Genomic DNA, 16437 nt, shown 5'->3' on the forward strand with positions numbered 1-16437 from the left:
ACTAAAAGTTAGGGTTAGAAAAAGAAGAAAGGCTGCACTAGTTGATGTTCACAGAAATATTTTCCAACACTTGCGCGGGAAACATCTTTTCGAAAATGGCGTTTGTCAACTCGCGTAGGGTTGAGCGGGTGTAGACGATACTTGTTTCCATTTTGACTTGAAACTTTTCCTGCACCATTTTTATAAATTCAATGGCCATGAGCGAATCCATGCCCGTGTCCAGGAGGTTCCTGTCGATGTCGAGCGCACAAATGCCGAGCACGCTTTCTGTAATCAACTGAAGGTTGTGAACGATGAGTGCGCGTGATTTATCTTCCGGCAAAATCCGGATCTGTTGCGACAGTGGTGTAACGTCTTCTTCGGCATCGGCCGCCTGAGGTGCGGGAAAGTCGTTGAACATGGCAGTCGTCTGACTAAACACCTGAAAGAGTTTTCGCACATCGCAGTCCATAGCCACAGCCTGACGCGCACGTTGCACCGCCAGCCGATCGAGAATTTGCGGAATGGCGGCAACGTCCAGCAGCCTGAGTCCTACTTTTGCCATAAAACTTTCGTCGAACACGTCTTTCAATTTTGCCACCATGCCCAGTTTGCCCACAGGCCCCCAGTTAATGCACAGGCACGGCAGGCCACACGATTTGCGATAGTGTGCAAAGCCGTCGAGAAATGCATTTGCCGCTGCATAGCCACTCATTTGTTTTGATCCGGTGAGCGAAGAGATCGACGAAAAACAGATGAAAAATTCAAGACGCATCTCTTTCGTGAGTTGGTGAAGATTCCAGGTGCCCACCGTTTTGGGAAGCAGCATGGCGCTGAATTCGTCCTCACTTTGGTCTTGCGCCATTTTTAGCTGGGCCGTTCCGGCAGCGTGGACAACACCGCCCACTTCGCGATCTAAGGTGTTGAACACGGCTTCGATCTCATGACGTTTGGCAACATCGGCCTTTCGCACCTGAATGTTCACCGTGTGACTGACCAAACGACTAAACGATTCCTGATCGCCGATGACACCGCTCTTGGTGACCAGCACCAGGTGCCGGGCTCCCTTGCGTATCAGCCACTCTGCTGTTTGCAATCCCAGACCGCCAAGCCCCCCCACCACGACATAGGCCTTTTGTGCATCGCACACCAGGCCAGACGTTATGCTGGCAGGTGCGGCACTCTTGACCATGCGCATCACAAAGCGTTCGCTGTTGCGATAGGCAATCCGGTCCTCCTTGCTCACGTGGCATAGTTCGTCGCGCAAACGGACAACGTTCGTTTCGTCGTTGTCCACATCGAGGTCAATGTTTTTGAATTTGATCCTGGGATTTTCAAGGCCCAGGGTGCGGCCGAGTCCCCACAGGGTGGCGTGTTGCACGCGAAGATTTTGTTCTGTGTCGACTACATGTTGGGTGGCCCGTGAAATGATAAAGAAATGAAGATCGTTTTTGCGATACGTCGAAAAGGCATTGAAAAGATGAATCACCGATTGGCATGTGCGCATGTATTCACTACACAGCTCGTCGCCCGAAAAATCGCCGGGAAGAGACGTGCCGTCGAGGCACCAGAGGTTCACCAATCCTTTCACCACCATAGACGGATGACGGATTATATCGGTTGCCAGTTTTTCACAGTGACTCGCGTTGGCGGGGTCGATCCGGTAGTGAAACGGATCAACCTGCTGATAGCGATCGTTCTGCTCCACCAGAATGTAGGGGCGATCGTGTTGCGCGAGTTGCTGCATCAGCCGGTCGGCAAAGCCCGACCGATCGGCAAGCAAAATCCAGGGTTGATCTTTTGTGAGGTCCGTTTCCGGCAGCGCAGCGTCGTCGTCATTGATTTTCCAGAACACATCGTAAAGAAGATTGTCTACCGTTTTGTCGGGCAGCTGTTTGGTGCTGGGGGTTTCCGGTTGGGGCGTGGTGGTGCTCCGATTGTTGTCGGTGAGCCAGTAGCGTTTCCGTTGAAATGGAAATTTCGGCAGGTCGCAACGGTGCGCGCCTTGCGGATAGAGGTTTTCCCAGTTCACATCAAACCCGATGGCATATAGCTTTGCCAGTGCGGTGTACATTGTCTTATGGGCGCTTTCGTCGCGCTTCAGGGACGTGAGCACCACGGCTTCTTTTCCGCTTGCTTCCAGCACCTGGGTGATCGGCGACGACAACACGGGGTGAGGCCCTATTTCGAGAAACACGTTGAATTGGTCGCGCAGCAAACTTTCCATAGCCGCGGCAAACCGCACAGGGCTCACCACATTTTGAACCCAATAGTCAGCACCGAACTCCAGACCGTCGCGAACATCGCCGGTGAGGGTAGAATAAATCGGAACGGCATGCATGTGAGATTCAACGCTACCCATATGTGCCTCCATGGTTTCGCTGCAAGCTTGCATGAGCGGGCTATGAAAGGCGTAGTCTCTCGAAAAATCTTTCACGGCAAGACCCTTGCTTTTTAGTCGCGCCACGGCCATTGCCAGCCGATCGTGTTTTCCGGAAATCAAGGTGTTTGCATGGCTATTGTAGGCAGCAATGCTAACGTCGCTTCCAAATTCCGATGCAGGCAAATTTCCGTTCACCGTGGCCGGATCGTGATAGACGATGGCCATGGCGCCGTGACCTTTGATTTCCTGCATGGTCTTGCCACGATGATATATAATTTTTATGGCGTCGTTCAGGGTAAGAACGCCGGCCACACAGGCTGCTGCCACTTCGCCCATGCTGTGGCCCACCACGGCGCTGGGCACGATGCCCCAACTCTTCCAAAGTTCGGCCAGCGCTATCTGAATGCTGAAGATGATGGGCTGGGCAAACTCTGTTTCATTATGGTCTACCCATTGACGGTCTTCTGTTATTTTGTTTATGAGCGACCAACCGGCCGACTCTGCTTTTAGCAGCCGTTCGCATTGTTTGATGACGTTGCGAAAAACTTCTTCCTGCGCAAACAATTCGCGCGCCATTCCCAGCCATTGTGCTCCTTGTCCGGAGAAAACAAACACCAGGTTTTGCTGTTGGTGCGTTTTGGTTCTGCCGGGCATTGCAAAGGCATTGACCCGTTTTTGAACACTGTCGCCCAACACCTGCAACAGGTGGACCGGCGAATCAGACACCACCCCAAGCCTGCAGGGATGATGCATGCGTTTCACTCCTGCTGCATGCGCCGCGTCGGTCATGTTGAATGCCCCGTGTGCCGCTTGCTTCTGAAATGTTTTCGTATAGTCTATCAACGCCTCGGGCGTGTGGGCCGACAGTGGAAAAATGTTCCAGCGCGATGGCTTGCCTGATGCCGGCGGTATTGCCAGCCAGGGTTCCAGGCTCGATGGTGCTTCGTGTCGCGAAGTTCGCGCATAGATCGTGTTCCAATCGACATCGTGGCCTGCTTCGCAGGCGGCCGAGAGGGTGGCGAGCATCGTCTTTCGCGCATCCTCGTTTCGTTCGAGCGTGCTTTTTATCCACGCATTTTTCTCCTTGTTGTCAAGTGTTTCGCTAATGGATTTGCTGAGGATCGGATGCGGACTCAGTTCGATAAACAAATGATCCTGTTCACCCGCCAACACACCAATGCCCTGAAAGAAGCGGACCGGCTTTCTCAAGTTGTGAACCCAGTAGGTGCTGTTGAACTGTTCATAGCCGAGGCGTTTCCCATGAACGGTTGAAACGATGGGGATATGCGCCGGCAAGGGCGTGATGTCGGACAGGGCCTCCAGAAGTTCTTTGCGCAGGCTGTCCATCTGTGCACTGTGCGACGCCACATCCACGTTGATTTGTTTGCAATAGATGTTGGCCGTGTTCAATTGATCTACGATTGCGGCCACTGCGGTGGTGTCGCCCGAAAGAACGGTGGATACGGGACTGTTGTAGGCTGCAATGGAAACGCTGTCGCCATACGGTGCCAGTATCGGGGCAAGGGCATCGCTGTTCAGTTCTACTACGGCCATGCTTCCCTTTCCGGCCACGTTCGACAAGAGTCTGCTTCTGACGCAAATGATTTTCATGGCATCGCGCAAGGTCAACACTCCGGCGATGTGCGCCGCGGCCACCTCTCCCATGCTGTGACCGATCACCACGTTGGGCCGGATGCCCCACGATTCCCACAATGCCGCCAATCCCACCTGAATGGAAAAGATGAGCGGCTGAATGATTTCTATCGGAGTTTGTTTTGCACTGGCGCCGGCGGTGAGTTCTTCAAGAACCGAAACACCATAAAATGTTTTACCAAGGGCATCGCATTGTTTGATTTTGCTTCTAAACACAGGTTCGTGTTGAAGCAACGACAAGCCCATGCCAATCCATTGCGACCCCTGACCGGAGCACACAAACGCGATTGGCGGCACAGTGCTGTTGATATCTGTTTTTTCGGCAAAAGGTTCACCGCCCAGCGCGGTCGTTAGTTGCATGGCAAGGTCTTCGAACGTGTCGGCCGTGAATGCGCGGCGATGTGCGGCAAGCGAAACTCTGCTATTGATGGCAAAGCAAAACTCGCTCAGTGTAAGTGTCTTTTCTGCCTGGACCAGTGTTAACGTGGCCTTCATCAGATTCTGTAATTCCTCGTGCGTGGTCGACGACAAGGTTAACAGGGCTTGGAGCCGCGATTGCGCTTCGCCTTGCAACACCACGTGACAGTTGGTGCCTCCAAAACCAAATGAACTAACCCCCGCGAGTGCAGGCTTGCCCAGTTCGGGCCATGGCGTCAGCGTTTTGGGAACGCTCAGCTTCAACTCGTTGAACGAGATGTTGGGGTTGGGACTTTCGAAATTAAGATTCTGCGGAATTTGTCTGTGTTCTATGGCCAGCGCTACTTTGATGAGGCCTGCAATTCCGGCAGCGCCTTCGAGGTGACCAATGTTTGTTTTGACAGAGCCCAACAACAGTGCGTTGTCGTCATTTCGATTTGCCGATAAGATCTTGCCAAGGGCTTTTGCTTCGATGGGATCGCCCAGGATGGTGCCCGTCCCGTGAGTTTCTACGAAGTGAACTTTGTGCGGTTCCACCCCTGCGCGTTCGTAGGCTTCGCTCAGGGCTTCTTCCTGGGCCTTGGGATTTGGTGCGGTCAGGCCGTTGCTAAAGCCGTCGTTGTTCACGGCGCTCTCCAGCACGGTGGCATAGATGCGGTCGCCATCGCGCAATGCTTTCGACAATGGTTTCAGGACCACCACGCCGCCGCCTTCTCCACGTACATAACCGTTTGCGCGCGAATCAAACGCCTTCGATTGTCCGTCGGGCGCCATGGCTCCGAATTTGGCCATGGCGATTGTGCTTTCGGGTGTCAATATCAGGTTCACGCCGCCGGCCAGTGCCATATCGCATTCGCCTCTGCGAATGCTTTGCATGGCCAGGTGCACGGTGACGAGACCGGAAGAACACGCGGTGTCGATGGTGAGGCTGGGGCCGCGAAGTCCAAACGTGTAGGACACGCGGTTAGCAATGATGCTGTGGTGCAGCCCTGTGGCTGTGTGCTGAACAATGTTGTTTGGACCATTGCGGCTGTTCAAGATGAGGTAGTCGTTCCAGATGGCGCTGTAAAACACACCGGTCTTACTGTCTTTCAATGACGCCGGAACAACGCCCAGGTCTTCAAACGCCTCCCACGAAAGTTCGAGCATGAGCCGCTGTTGCGGATCTATCTGAACGGCCTCCTTGGGTGTGATGCCAAAAAATTCGGGATCAAATTTATCTACCTGTTCCAGAAACCCTCCCCATCGTGTGTTCATCTTTCCCGCCTGGGTATTGTCGCTGTCATAAAACTCGTCAGCGTCCCATCGATCGGCGGGCACATTCACAATGCCGCTGAGGCCATTCTTCAACAACTCCCAGTAGGCATTCTTATCGGCCGCATTTGGAAAACGGCAAGCCATGCCCACGATGGCGATCGGCTCGTGTGTTACGGGTGTGTAGTCGCGCGGGCGGGTCTGCGTTGATGGTGCCGGGCCCGATTTTTTTGATATCAGGTGGGCGATCAGTTCCTGAAGGGTTGGATAATCCCAAACCAACGTCTGCTCCAGTGGCCTTGAAAGCCAGGCGGATAATTTATGTATAAGTAATGTCGCATTTTTCGAATCCAGTCCATATTCTTTGAAGCGCTTGTGGATGCTGATTTGATTTCTGTCAATGCCCAGTATATCGGACAATTTCTCCAGCAACCATGAACGTATTTCATGTTCCTCTTTCATAAAAACGATGGTTAAGATAAAGGTTAAGCAAAGGCTGCCGCGATGGGCATGGTCTTAACACAAAAGCGGGCGCTCGTTAAACGGAGCGTGGGTCCGGCAATGCTTTCCGATCGGCCTTGCCGTTTGGCGTCAAGGGGATGGCATCAAGCTTTATGAACCGCGAAGGGATCATATAGTCGGGCAAGTTGCCTGCCAGGAAGTTTTTCAATTCTTTGGGTGCTATTTCGGTCGTCGCGGTGTAGTAGGCCACAATCACGACGACGCTTTCGGAGTATTGTCTGGTATGGACAATGCACTCGTCAATTTGTTCGTGCTTCAGCAACCGGGCTTCAATTTCTCCCAGTTCAATGCGCAGTCCGCGAATTTTCACCTGGTTGTCGATGCGGTTGATGTAGTCGATGTTGCCATCGGGAAACCAACGGGCCAGATCGCCCGTCCTGTACATTTGTTCGCCTTCAGCAAAAGGATTTTTTACAAATTTTTGTGCCGTCAGTTCCACGCGATTCAAATACCCTCTCGCCACGCCTACGCCGGCAATGATGAGCTCGCCTTCTTCGCCCACCGACAAAACATTGTGTTCGTGGCCGGCAATATAGATCTGCGTATTGCTGATGGGTTTTCCGATCGGAATTTTTCCTTCCACCTCGCCGTTTGCACAATCATAGTGCGTTACGTCGACCGTGGCTTCCGTGGGACCGTAGAGGTTGATTAGCGATTTGTTGCCGTCTACATTAAACAATGTATTGAACTGACTGACGTGTTTGGTGCTGAGCTTTTCTCCGCTGGCAAAAACCAGTCGCACGCTTGCCAGTTTGTTTGTGCTGTCGTAGGCCTGGATGTATTCCAGAAACACACCGAGCATAGACGGCACAAAATGCATAACGGAAACGCTATGCTGTTCGATGGTGTCGATAATCGTGGCCGGATTTTTTTCACCGTTTGGTGCCAGAAGACACATTTGCGCGCCTTCTATGGCCCACCAGAACAACTCCCACACCGACACATCAAAATTGTAGGGTGTCTTTTGCAGCAGCACATCGTCTGGCTGAATGGGATAGGCATGTTGCATCCACTTCAACCGATTCACTACCGATCGATGTTCGATGAGCACACCCTTGGGCATGCCGGTTGAGCCCGAGGTGTAGATGACATAGAGCAGGTCGCGACTGGTGTTGATGCACGGCAGCGGCTGGTCGTCTACAGGCACGTTAAAATTTTCAAGCGCCACCACGGCGCCGGTGAAGTCCTTCACCTTGTCGCGCCACTCTTCCTGTACAAGCAGGATGCCCGCCTGACTGTCGTCGAGCAGCAGCAGCACTCTGGCAAAGGGATCGTAGGGAGAAAGGGGAAGGTATGCGCCACCGGCTTTCATGATACCAAAGATTCCGATTATCATTTCGAGCGATCGCGTGCACAGGATGCCCACAATCTGTTCGCGGCAAACACCTTCCTTGCGGAGGTGGCGTGCCAACGCATTGGCGCGGGCATTCAGTTCGCCGTAGGTCAGCGTTTCATTTTTATATTTCACGGCGATGCGGCCGGGATCGCGCGCCACATGGCGTTCGAATAATTCCTGCACGGTCACGTCTTCTTCGAACGGAAAATCGGTGTCGTTGAAGTCGATCAACACGTCGGCTTCGTTCGCAGCCCATGCGGTGGTTTTTGGATACGTGGTGTTCATGGTGCGTTCAGTTTTTATCAATTGAGCACGAGCGGTTCGGCACGGTTCACATAATAGTTTCCCAGAACATTTTGCAACACCTGTGTGGTGCCCTCTATGATTTCCATGATTTTTGCGTCGCGATAGAAGCGCGCGGTTGGCGACGACTCTTCGTGGCATCCGTGTGCACCCGAGATGACCACCGCCTGCGATGCTGCGCTGACGGCATTTCGGGACGCGACATATTTCGCAAGAATTGTTTTTTCTATGGCCTGAAGCGAACGATTGTCTTCTGCGGTGGCGGCATTCAAACACATCATCAAGCTGGTGTCGTAGCTGATCCCCATTTCGGTGATGACGGCCCGGATGGAACTGATGTTGTTCAAGGTGGCATGCGACACCACGCGCGTCGACGCCCGCTTGATGCTCGTTTCCATGGCGGCGCGAATGAGCCCCACCGACGAAAACGCTGTGCTCAGTCGGCCATAGTGCAGCCCCAAGGGCGCGATGTGCGAGAGCGCAAATCCTGCTTTGCCAATGACGTTGGCGGCGGGAATCTGCACGTCGTGAAAATCGAGCTGTGCCAGGTGACACGCCTTGAATCCGAGCATGTCGCGAATGGGTGTGACTTCCACACCCGGCATATCTTTTTCAACCACACAGGCTATGGGACGACCGTTGAGCTTACCAAACACCAGGTAGATGTCTGCTATTCCCGCAAAGGTGATCCATCGTTTTGTGCCGTTGAGCACGAGCATGTCGCCGTGTGACTCGAACTGTGTGCCGATGGACTGTATGTCGCTGCCAACGTTGGGTTCGGTCAGCGCAAAGGATGCAACGATATCGCCCTTTGCCATGGGGGGAATCCATTTGGCAACCTGCTTTGCGCTTGCCCATTTGAGCAAACACGTGGCCACCATGTTTTGCACCGTAAACAAAACGGTTAGCGATGAGCTGCCGCGTCCAAACGCTTCGTTCAGCAAGCCGAACGTCACAAAGTCCCACGCCTTTCCGCCCAGTGCCTCGGGCACAATAGCCCCGAAATAGCCTTCGCGCCCGATGGCCCGAATGACGTCGCGCGGCATTTGCTGGTGGAGGTCCCAGTCGCCGGCATAGGGCGTGACGTTGTCGTTTACAAAATCGCTAAACTCCCGGTAGCGATCTCGTTGGGCTTGGTCGAGGTTCATCACTACTTTCCTTGTTTACGTCTCACAAAATTGCACACTGCGTCAACGGACTTAAAGTTATCCATGTCTAGGTCGTCCTGCGTAATTTCCAAACCAAACGATTTTTCAATAAACGTGACGAGCTGTATAGAAAAAAGCGAATTCACAATTCCCGAATCAAACAGATCTTCATCGTCGCGAATGTCGCCGATGCCAATGCTCTTTGTGATGAATTTCCGAACGGACGTTTTCACGTCGAAGTCTGCCAATGTTTCCATATGTTGTTTAGTTATGTTGGTTAGTTTGCTTGGTGAGCGTAGTCATAAAATCCCTTTCCCGATTTTCGACCCAGGTTTCCGGCGAGCACCATCTTGCGCAGCAGCGGGCAACACCTGAATTTGCTGTCGTGATAACTTTCGTATAGCACATCGATGGATCGCATCACCGTGTCGAGCCCGATGAGGTCGGCGGTTTCGAGAGGCCCCATGGTGTGGCCATAGCATTTCTTGAAGATGGCATCGATCTGCTGCGGGTTGGCCACCTGGTCTTGCACCACGTAGGCCGCCTCGTTCATGAAGAGGTGCGAAATCCTGTTGGACACAAAGCCCGGATAGTCGTTTACCACAATAGACTCCTTGCCCATCTGGCGGAGCAGTGTTTCCAATGCCTGCAGTGTTTCGTTGGAGGTATGAAATCCGCGAATGACTTCTACGGTGGGTTTCAGAAATACCGGGTTCATGAAGTGCACGCCCACAATTCGTTCGGGTCGCGAAACAACGCTGCCCGCCTGTGTTATGGATGTGCACGATGTGTTCATGCCAAAGCAGATGTCGCTGTCGCATATCAGGTCCAGGGCTTTGTATACGTGTTCCTTTATCGTCCACTCTTCTGTCACGTTCTCGACGATGAACTCGCAGTTCCTAACGTCGTCGAGGTGTGTAGAGAAAGTTACGCGCTCCAGCACGGTCACTTCCGAAACTGCCTTCACATGCTTTGCGAGCATCGGTGCAAATCGAAGGGTTTTTATGATTTCCGCCCGGGCTTCCTTCAGCCGATCTTCGGAGACATCGATCAGCACAACATCCATGTCGTGCAACAACAAATCTGCAGTCACGCTGACACCCATCGTTCCTGCACCAATAACACCTATAGTTGAAAATTTCACGTTTAAAAAGATTTAGTTTATGGATACAATTTTTTATTGACCACACACGCCGTCGATTCGGGCGTGGCGTCTTGCTGTGTCAGGAAACAAGATAGGACTCGATAATATCAACCACTTCGGTAGACTTTTCGTAGCTGCGATAGACCTCGCGCATCTTCTCCACGTTTCTTTTGTAGGACGGGTCGTTCAACACACGATCGATCTTTGCCATGATGCTTGTGCCGTTTTCGCTGTTGATATCGCCCCGCAGACCCAGTTGCCGATAGGCGACGCGCGCGGCATTGCCATGCTGATCGATGTTGGCACTTAGCGGGTATACAATCATGGGCACCCCGGCAAAAATGCATTCGTTGATGGAATTGATGCCGCCGTGTGTAATCATGACACTCGCGTTTTCGAGGATATCGATCTGGGGCACGTATTTAAAAATGTGCACGTTGTCCGGCACGTTAACAAATTTGTTCAAGGGAATCTCCGAGCCCACGGCCACGAATAAATCATATTCAGGTCGGGTGGCAAACGCTTCCATCAACATCTGGAAAAACTGACTGCTGTGTTTGTACCAGTTGATGTTGATGGTGCCGAGCGAACAATAAATGAGTGGCCTGTTTTTTTCGGGGTCGGCTTGCAACTCGCGTTCAAGGGCAACCTCGAGATAGCGTTCGTCATACAACACGTCGTTGCGATTGAACTCCACCATCGGGCCCACAAAATGCTGTCGCGTTTGCGATGGCCGAGGAAAGTCGAATTCTTTTGCGCACAACACCAGCTCGGGCACGCTGCTGATGCCCGCGTGAAAAACCCGTTTGTTATTGATGTGATGCGCCGGAAAATTGCATGTGCGCACCAGGCTGTTGAAAATACTGTTGCGATCGAGGCCCAGAAACACGACGCGGTTCCAGAGGTTTCTCAAAAAGCGTCGGGCAAAATACGTTCGCCACGCCACCTCAATGCGCACCCGGCTCCAAAATGTGTGGTCGGGTATGTGTTTTGAATTCAGCGGCGGAACATTGTCGGCTTTATCGGTGGCCACATAGGTTTGCAGCAGCACGGTTTTAACATTGTGCCGATAGATGAGGATGGCGTGCAGGATGTGAAACACGTCGACCACAAAAAGATCGGGCTTCACGCGTTCGATGAGCTTCGCCATTTCGTCGCCGTGCATCAACGCTTGTTTGTAGCGCTTCAGGTGTTTGATGTAGTTTCGGAGCGTCTTGATTTTCCCCAACACACCTTTTTCTTTTGCGTCGTTGAAGCTTTCAAAAAAATCGTGGTAAATGGTTTCAAACCGAAATCCCTGCCCCACCACTTCCTTCTCACGCTTCCGGCTGTCGCCGATGTAGACAATGGTATGTCCCTCCTTCTTTAGCCGATTCGCGATTTTATAGGACGCGTTGTGATGACTAATGGAATCTGCCATCGCAAAGACAATTGTAGACATGTGCTGAAGTTGTTTAGACTATTTTTTTCTAGAATGTTTCGCTGATGGCAAACGACAGCTCGCAGGTGAGCTTGCATGTTTCCATCTTCTTCAAGATTTCCTTCTTCACATCGTTCACCTGAATCTTGCGCATGCACTCGTGGTTGTAGGGACATTGCGATTGATTGATCAGACCCGAGCACGGTGAACACGACGTTCGCCTGATGACGTTGGTGTTGCTGGCCTGGGCAAACATATGAAAGGGCGATGGCCCGAACAGCACCACGCCCGGAACGTTGACCGCGGCAGCGGCGTGCCCCAGAAACGAGTCGACACCCACATAGCATAGTGTATGTTTCAGGATGGCAACCGATTTTCGGACGGGCTGGCCGCGAAAATCTATGGCCCCTTTCAGCAAGGGATCGTTCTTGCCACCCAACTGCACAAACGAATAGGAGGGCATCGCTTTGATCAGGTCCTCCCACCGCTCCAGAATCCACTGCTTGTTTTTGAACGACACGGTGCTTGGACAAACCGCTATCGGTTTTTTGAATGATGCAATCGCTTCCTTGCCTTCGCTGTCTTCGCGCTCGGTGAGAAACAGTTGCACCTGTGTGTCGGTCAATGTCAGACCAAGGCCTTCGGCAATCACATCGCTCATTTTTGTTGCGCCAGGTTCCTTTGGCAAGGTGTAGCTATAGTTCAACGATTCCAGTGTTCTTATTCCCAGCTTGAAGGCCAGCCACGCCAACGGATATTTCCAGAAAGAAGCTTCCCGCAGTTTGTCGATGTATGGATTGTTTAACAGGATGTCGCGGTGCCATCGTTGATGATAGACCGTGACCACGCTGTGGGGATAGGTCTCCTTCAACGCCTTCAGTGCCGGTGTGGCCAGCAACGCATCGCCGAGGCCGCCCCAGGTAATGAGGTTGATGTTCTTTTTGTGGTGCACCGGCGGCGGCAGCGCCTTGTGAAAGTCATGTTCTACCGGCTCGGTTTCCGACTCCAGCAACGGATCGTTTGTGAACCAGGCGATTTGCTTCAGGGCGTAGCTATACACGCTCTGCTCTTTCCATATGAAATTCAAAAGTCTGCTATCTCGTTTGTCCATGGGCTTATCCATCTGTTCCTTTTTTAATTTCTTTAGTATTTCAAGTTTCTCCTTCAGATAGGAGGTCTGCTCGAAAATTTCCCTATGCTGTTTCATAAAATGTATCAGTAACGTCTGGGCTTCAGAATTTTTGGCTCGGTTTCGTTAAACGGTTTCGAGCAGCTCGGCCGTCTCCGCTTCCTGTAGCGACAGGGTTTGCTGGCCGGCTGTATAGTGATAGAGCAACTCCTTCTCTCCGAACAAGCGCTCCGACACGATGCCGCGGCTCAAACATTCGTTCACAAGTTTGTCTGATGCCACAATGGGGTTAGACTCGGGTGTGTATTTCAGGCTGCTTATAAATTCCAGCCAAGGTTCCTGACCCATGGCATAGACATACACTTCCTTCGGTTTGAAAACATTCACCAGCGCTATTCCCTTTTCGTAGTTAGACCCTGCCAGGCGTCGCGAGTTGTCCATGTCGCGGGGAAGATCTTCCGACAGCAGCGGGCCGTATAGCCATGTCAACGGCGCACCGTCGCATTCCATGCCCAGGAAGATGATATCGACATCGCCCATCTGGCGATGCACATGTTCATATAACTGAGGGGTGACGTTGCACGAGTCTGCAACAAACAACATGGTGAAGTCGCCCACCCGCGCATGATGACAGACTTTTGAATGAATATTCAGATCGCTGTGTTCGCCGATAAACGGAATGCCCGTTAAGGTGCAATCCGGAAACTCCATCGGTTCCATCTCATCGATCTCCACCACATTTTTGAATCCCAAGCTTTTGAACATGAGCTTCAGGTTGGGGTCCTGCAAGGCACCGCTGGTGCTTTTGGGAATCACCAGGTTTTTGATTTTATGACGCAACGGAAGCAGTGTCTCGAAAAGGATATGATCCTGGTGGTTGTGTGTTATCAGCACATAGTCGATAACGTCGGGAAGATCCATGTCCGAAAACCTCGACACATCCGAATAGTAGCCATAGTAGCTGATGATGGGATCGATAAGGATGTTCACGTCTTTTGTTTCCACGAGTATGCAGGCATGGCCGAAGTAGCGCATCCGCAGCTTGTCGCCCTCATATTTTTTATAGGCCGGTGGTGCCTCGTCTGTAAAGAATGTCTCAAACAATTTTTCTTGTTCGGGCGTCAGCGTCACCTGTGCTTTCAGGTCGGTCAGTGCTTTGGGGGTTCGTCTCATTTCGCTCAACGCATCGATGAAGGTGCTGTTGAAGGGTATGTTCAAATGCAACACATCGTTGCTGTCTACACGAGGGGTGCTGAGCACAAACGGCCGCTGATCGTTGTTTGTTATCCAAAACGAAAAGCTTTGCATCGACGGCTTGTAGAACTCGCTGGCGTAAAGCAGATGTTCAAAAAAACGAAACGACGGATTGTTGTTGAGATCGTATACCAGCTCCACATATCCCTTGAGAATTTCCGGAACTTTATCATAGAGCGGCTCCAGCGAATAGCCCTTCACATGACTCTTCAACAATTTTTCGAGCGCTGTGATGGCGTCCGAAAATTCCAGCAGGTCTTTGTGATTGGTTTGCGTTTGCTCCCTCAGGTTCTTTACTTCCTGCATGCTTCCCTGGGGCAAGTCCATGAACGGACCGCCCAACAATTTAGGATTCTTCACAGCCGCAGCATGCACATGAGGTGCCTGAATGTAGGAGTTCATAATCTTGAGATGTCTGCCCGAGATGTTGCGGGCTGCGGTTGCGGGAGAAATCAAATGGGGCCACGCATACCAGCGATCGACCAGCGGCTCGATCACCACATTGGGTTTCAGGTAGAATAATTTTTCACTCATAGTAGTAATAGAAAGAAGTAAAAAAAACTTATGAACGCGATGCGACAAACGTCGTCTTTGGTTTTAGTTCAAGATCGCGCAACCGCGGGCAACTGTTGTTGCAGAAATCCGGCGATCGTTGCTATTGTAGGACAGCAGTATGCTGTGCGGGCATGAAATACAACCCCCGTGCTTTTCTGAATGATGTCTGCCGCGGCAACAACTTCCATGGATGTTGCGCCAAGCAAGAAGATATTGTCGTGAATGCTCATGCCAGCGGTGTTCAGAATGTCTTGCCAAACCTGCGCCAGCATGGCTTCAAGCTGGTTTCGGGGTGCGGTGAAAACGGCATCAGATTGCACCGGCTTTGCTGTTTCGGCCTGCGTTGCATGGCGTGTAGTCATGGCGAACTCGCGATCATGGTCCGACACCACGTGCAGCGCGTTCAGCCTTACCGTGCTGTCTGCCACAACAAATTCCAATATTTTTAAAAAATGCCACCACACCAAATTCACATAGGCATAGTCATAAACATCGGTGTTGTATTGCAGCGAAAGGCTGAGGCCGTATTCTTTCTCATAGAACGTGAAGGCCAAATCAAACTTGCTGGTATTTCTTTTGCATTCATAGGGTTGAATTGTTACTTCGGATGCGGGTTGTGCCGACAGCGCGTTGGCGAACCCGGCCGGCGCATTCAAGTCGATGTTCTGCAGGGCCACGATCACATCAAACACGGGCGACCGTGTTGTGTCGCGCGCCAGAGGCAACGCTTCCACAAGTTTGTCGAGTGGGTAGCGTTGATGCTCGAACGCTTCCAGCGCGGTGGCTTTGACACGATGCACCAATTGAGCAAACGAGTCGTCGTGGCGGAAGCGTGTGCGCAATGGCAACATGCTGGTGTAGAGACCAACCTGATCTTCGAGGTCGGCATGGTCGCGACCCGCCGTGGGTGTTCCCACAATCACATCGGTTTGGCCGGTGTGTGTATAGAGCACTGTTATGATGCCGGCCAGAATCGTCATAAACAAACTGGCCTGCTCTTCGCGCGCAATCCGTTTCAATCCCAGCATAATGTTTTTGGGAACAACGTAGTCAATGGCATCACCGCGAAAGGTTTGAATGCCCGGTCGTGTTTTCATGCCCGGCAGGCTGAGCACGGGAATGTTGCCCCGAAGTTTTTGAAGCCAATAGGCTTTTTCAGCGCCCTGGCCAGACAACAGCTGGTTGTTTTTCCAGGCCACATAGTCTTTGTATTGTATTTTCAGGGGTGTCCATGTGCGTGTTTCGTTGGCAACGTGCGCAGCATAGCGGCGCATCAATTCGGAGTAGAGCACTTTGTTTGACCACCCATCGCTAACGATGTGATGTGTGGTCATTAAAAGGATGACTGTTTCACCGTCCATGCGAAGCACCTTCACTTTAAACAAAGGGCCCGTGGCCAGGTCGAACACCGTGAGCGACTCTTCCTGTGCGATTGCCTTTGCCTTCTGTTCCCTGTCGGGGCATTCGCGAAAATCCTCTACGCACACCGAAAAATTCACTTCGGCAACGCTGTGTATTTTTTGCTTCACGGCATCGCCCACGCGATGAAATGTTGTTCGCAGAATTTCATGCCGCGCGGCAAGATCGGCAAACGCTGCAGCCAGTGCGTTGACATCGAGGCCGCGTATGCGATAGGACGCGGGCATGTTGTAGGCTACCGGCGCTTCGGCCAACTGATGCCACAACCACATGCGCCGCTGTGCGGGCGACACGTCGTAGTATTCCTGTTTGGCGGCGAGGGGTATGTTTTGAAAATCGTCGTTGTGCGAACCGGCATTCAAATAGGCCACGATCTCGAATTTTCTGGCGCGCAAATCGGCGAGCAAGGTTTCGGGAACTTTCCCTCCCAACGCCGTAACGTTCAGGTTGTTGTCAACACATCGCACGACAACCTGCGACTCGCGGCATCGTAGCAGTAGGTCTGTTACGCTCATGGTTTA

Annotated in this window: 9 protein-coding genes; all 9 read right to left on the reverse strand. The window is 52.1% G+C overall.

Annotated elements, in window-relative coordinates; genetic code table 11:
• Positions 1 to 37: 37 nt before the first annotated feature.
• Positions 38 to 6148 (reverse strand): type I polyketide synthase, encoded by a 6111-nt coding sequence (locus tag JI741_RS17615; RefSeq protein ID WP_202011943.1) that lies wholly within the window; start codon positions 6146 to 6148, stop codon positions 38 to 40.
• 76 nt (positions 6149 to 6224) lie between these two features.
• The gene (locus tag JI741_RS17620) at positions 6225 to 7829 is read right to left on the reverse strand and encodes a non-ribosomal peptide synthetase (protein ID WP_202011945.1); all 1605 of its coding nucleotides are present in this window, start codon (positions 7827 to 7829) and stop codon (positions 6225 to 6227) included.
• A gap of 17 nt (positions 7830 to 7846) precedes the next feature.
• Entirely contained in the window at positions 7847 to 8995 is a 1149-nt protein-coding gene (locus tag JI741_RS17625) for an acyl-CoA dehydrogenase family protein (protein WP_202011947.1), read from the reverse strand.
• A gap of 2 nt (positions 8996 to 8997) precedes the next feature.
• Complete coding sequence (locus tag JI741_RS17630) at positions 8998 to 9252, reverse strand: acyl carrier protein (RefSeq protein WP_202011949.1); 255 nt, start codon at positions 9250 to 9252, stop codon at positions 8998 to 9000.
• 20 nt (positions 9253 to 9272) lie between these two features.
• Positions 9273 to 10139 carry a 3-hydroxyacyl-CoA dehydrogenase family protein gene (locus tag JI741_RS33085; RefSeq protein WP_202011951.1) on the reverse strand — a complete coding sequence of 289 codons (867 nt, stop codon included), beginning with the start codon at positions 10137 to 10139 and terminating at the stop codon, positions 9273 to 9275.
• 79 nt (positions 10140 to 10218) lie between these two features.
• Complete coding sequence (locus JI741_RS17640) at positions 10219 to 11580, reverse strand: nucleotide disphospho-sugar-binding domain-containing protein (protein WP_202011953.1); 1362 nt, start codon at positions 11578 to 11580, stop codon at positions 10219 to 10221.
• Positions 11581 to 11608: 28 nt separating this feature from the next.
• Positions 11609 to 12766 (reverse strand): glycosyltransferase family 9 protein, encoded by a 1158-nt coding sequence (locus tag JI741_RS17645; protein WP_202011955.1) that lies wholly within the window; start codon positions 12764 to 12766, stop codon positions 11609 to 11611.
• A 48-nt stretch (positions 12767 to 12814) separates the two neighbouring features.
• A complete protein-coding gene (locus JI741_RS17650; RefSeq protein ID WP_202011956.1) occupies positions 12815 to 14476 on the reverse strand; it encodes an MBL fold metallo-hydrolase in 1662 nt (553 codons plus the stop codon).
• A gap of 68 nt (positions 14477 to 14544) precedes the next feature.
• Positions 14545 to 16431, reverse strand: coding sequence for a condensation domain-containing protein (locus JI741_RS17655; RefSeq protein ID WP_202011958.1), 1887 nt, complete (start codon positions 16429 to 16431; stop codon positions 14545 to 14547).
• Positions 16432 to 16437 lie beyond the last annotated feature (6 nt).

The sequence above is a fragment of the Chryseolinea lacunae genome, from assembly GCF_016735595.1.
Taxonomy (GTDB): domain Bacteria; phylum Bacteroidota; class Bacteroidia; order Cytophagales; family Cyclobacteriaceae; genus Chryseolinea; species Chryseolinea lacunae.

Excerpts from the sequence above, each read along its gene's own strand:
- JI741_RS17615 (WP_202011943.1), bottom strand. The coding sequence starts at position 6,148 with ATGAAAGAGGAACATGAAATACGTTCATGGTTGCTGGAGAAATTGTCC.
- JI741_RS17620 (WP_202011945.1), bottom strand. The coding sequence starts at position 7,829 with ATGAACACCACGTATCCAAAAACCACCGCATGGGCTGCGAACGAAGCC.
- JI741_RS17625 (WP_202011947.1), bottom strand. The coding sequence starts at position 8,995 with ATGAACCTCGACCAAGCCCAACGAGATCGCTACCGGGAGTTTAGCGAT.
- JI741_RS17630 (WP_202011949.1), bottom strand. The coding sequence starts at position 9,252 with ATGGAAACATTGGCAGACTTCGACGTGAAAACGTCCGTTCGGAAATTC.
- JI741_RS17640 (WP_202011953.1), bottom strand. The coding sequence starts at position 11,580 with ATGTCTACAATTGTCTTTGCGATGGCAGATTCCATTAGTCATCACAAC.
- JI741_RS17645 (WP_202011955.1), bottom strand. The coding sequence starts at position 12,766 with ATGAAACAGCATAGGGAAATTTTCGAGCAGACCTCCTATCTGAAGGAG.
- JI741_RS17650 (WP_202011956.1), bottom strand. The coding sequence starts at position 14,476 with ATGAGTGAAAAATTATTCTACCTGAAACCCAATGTGGTGATCGAGCCG.
- JI741_RS17655 (WP_202011958.1), bottom strand. The coding sequence starts at position 16,431 with ATGAGCGTAACAGACCTACTGCTACGATGCCGCGAGTCGCAGGTTGTC.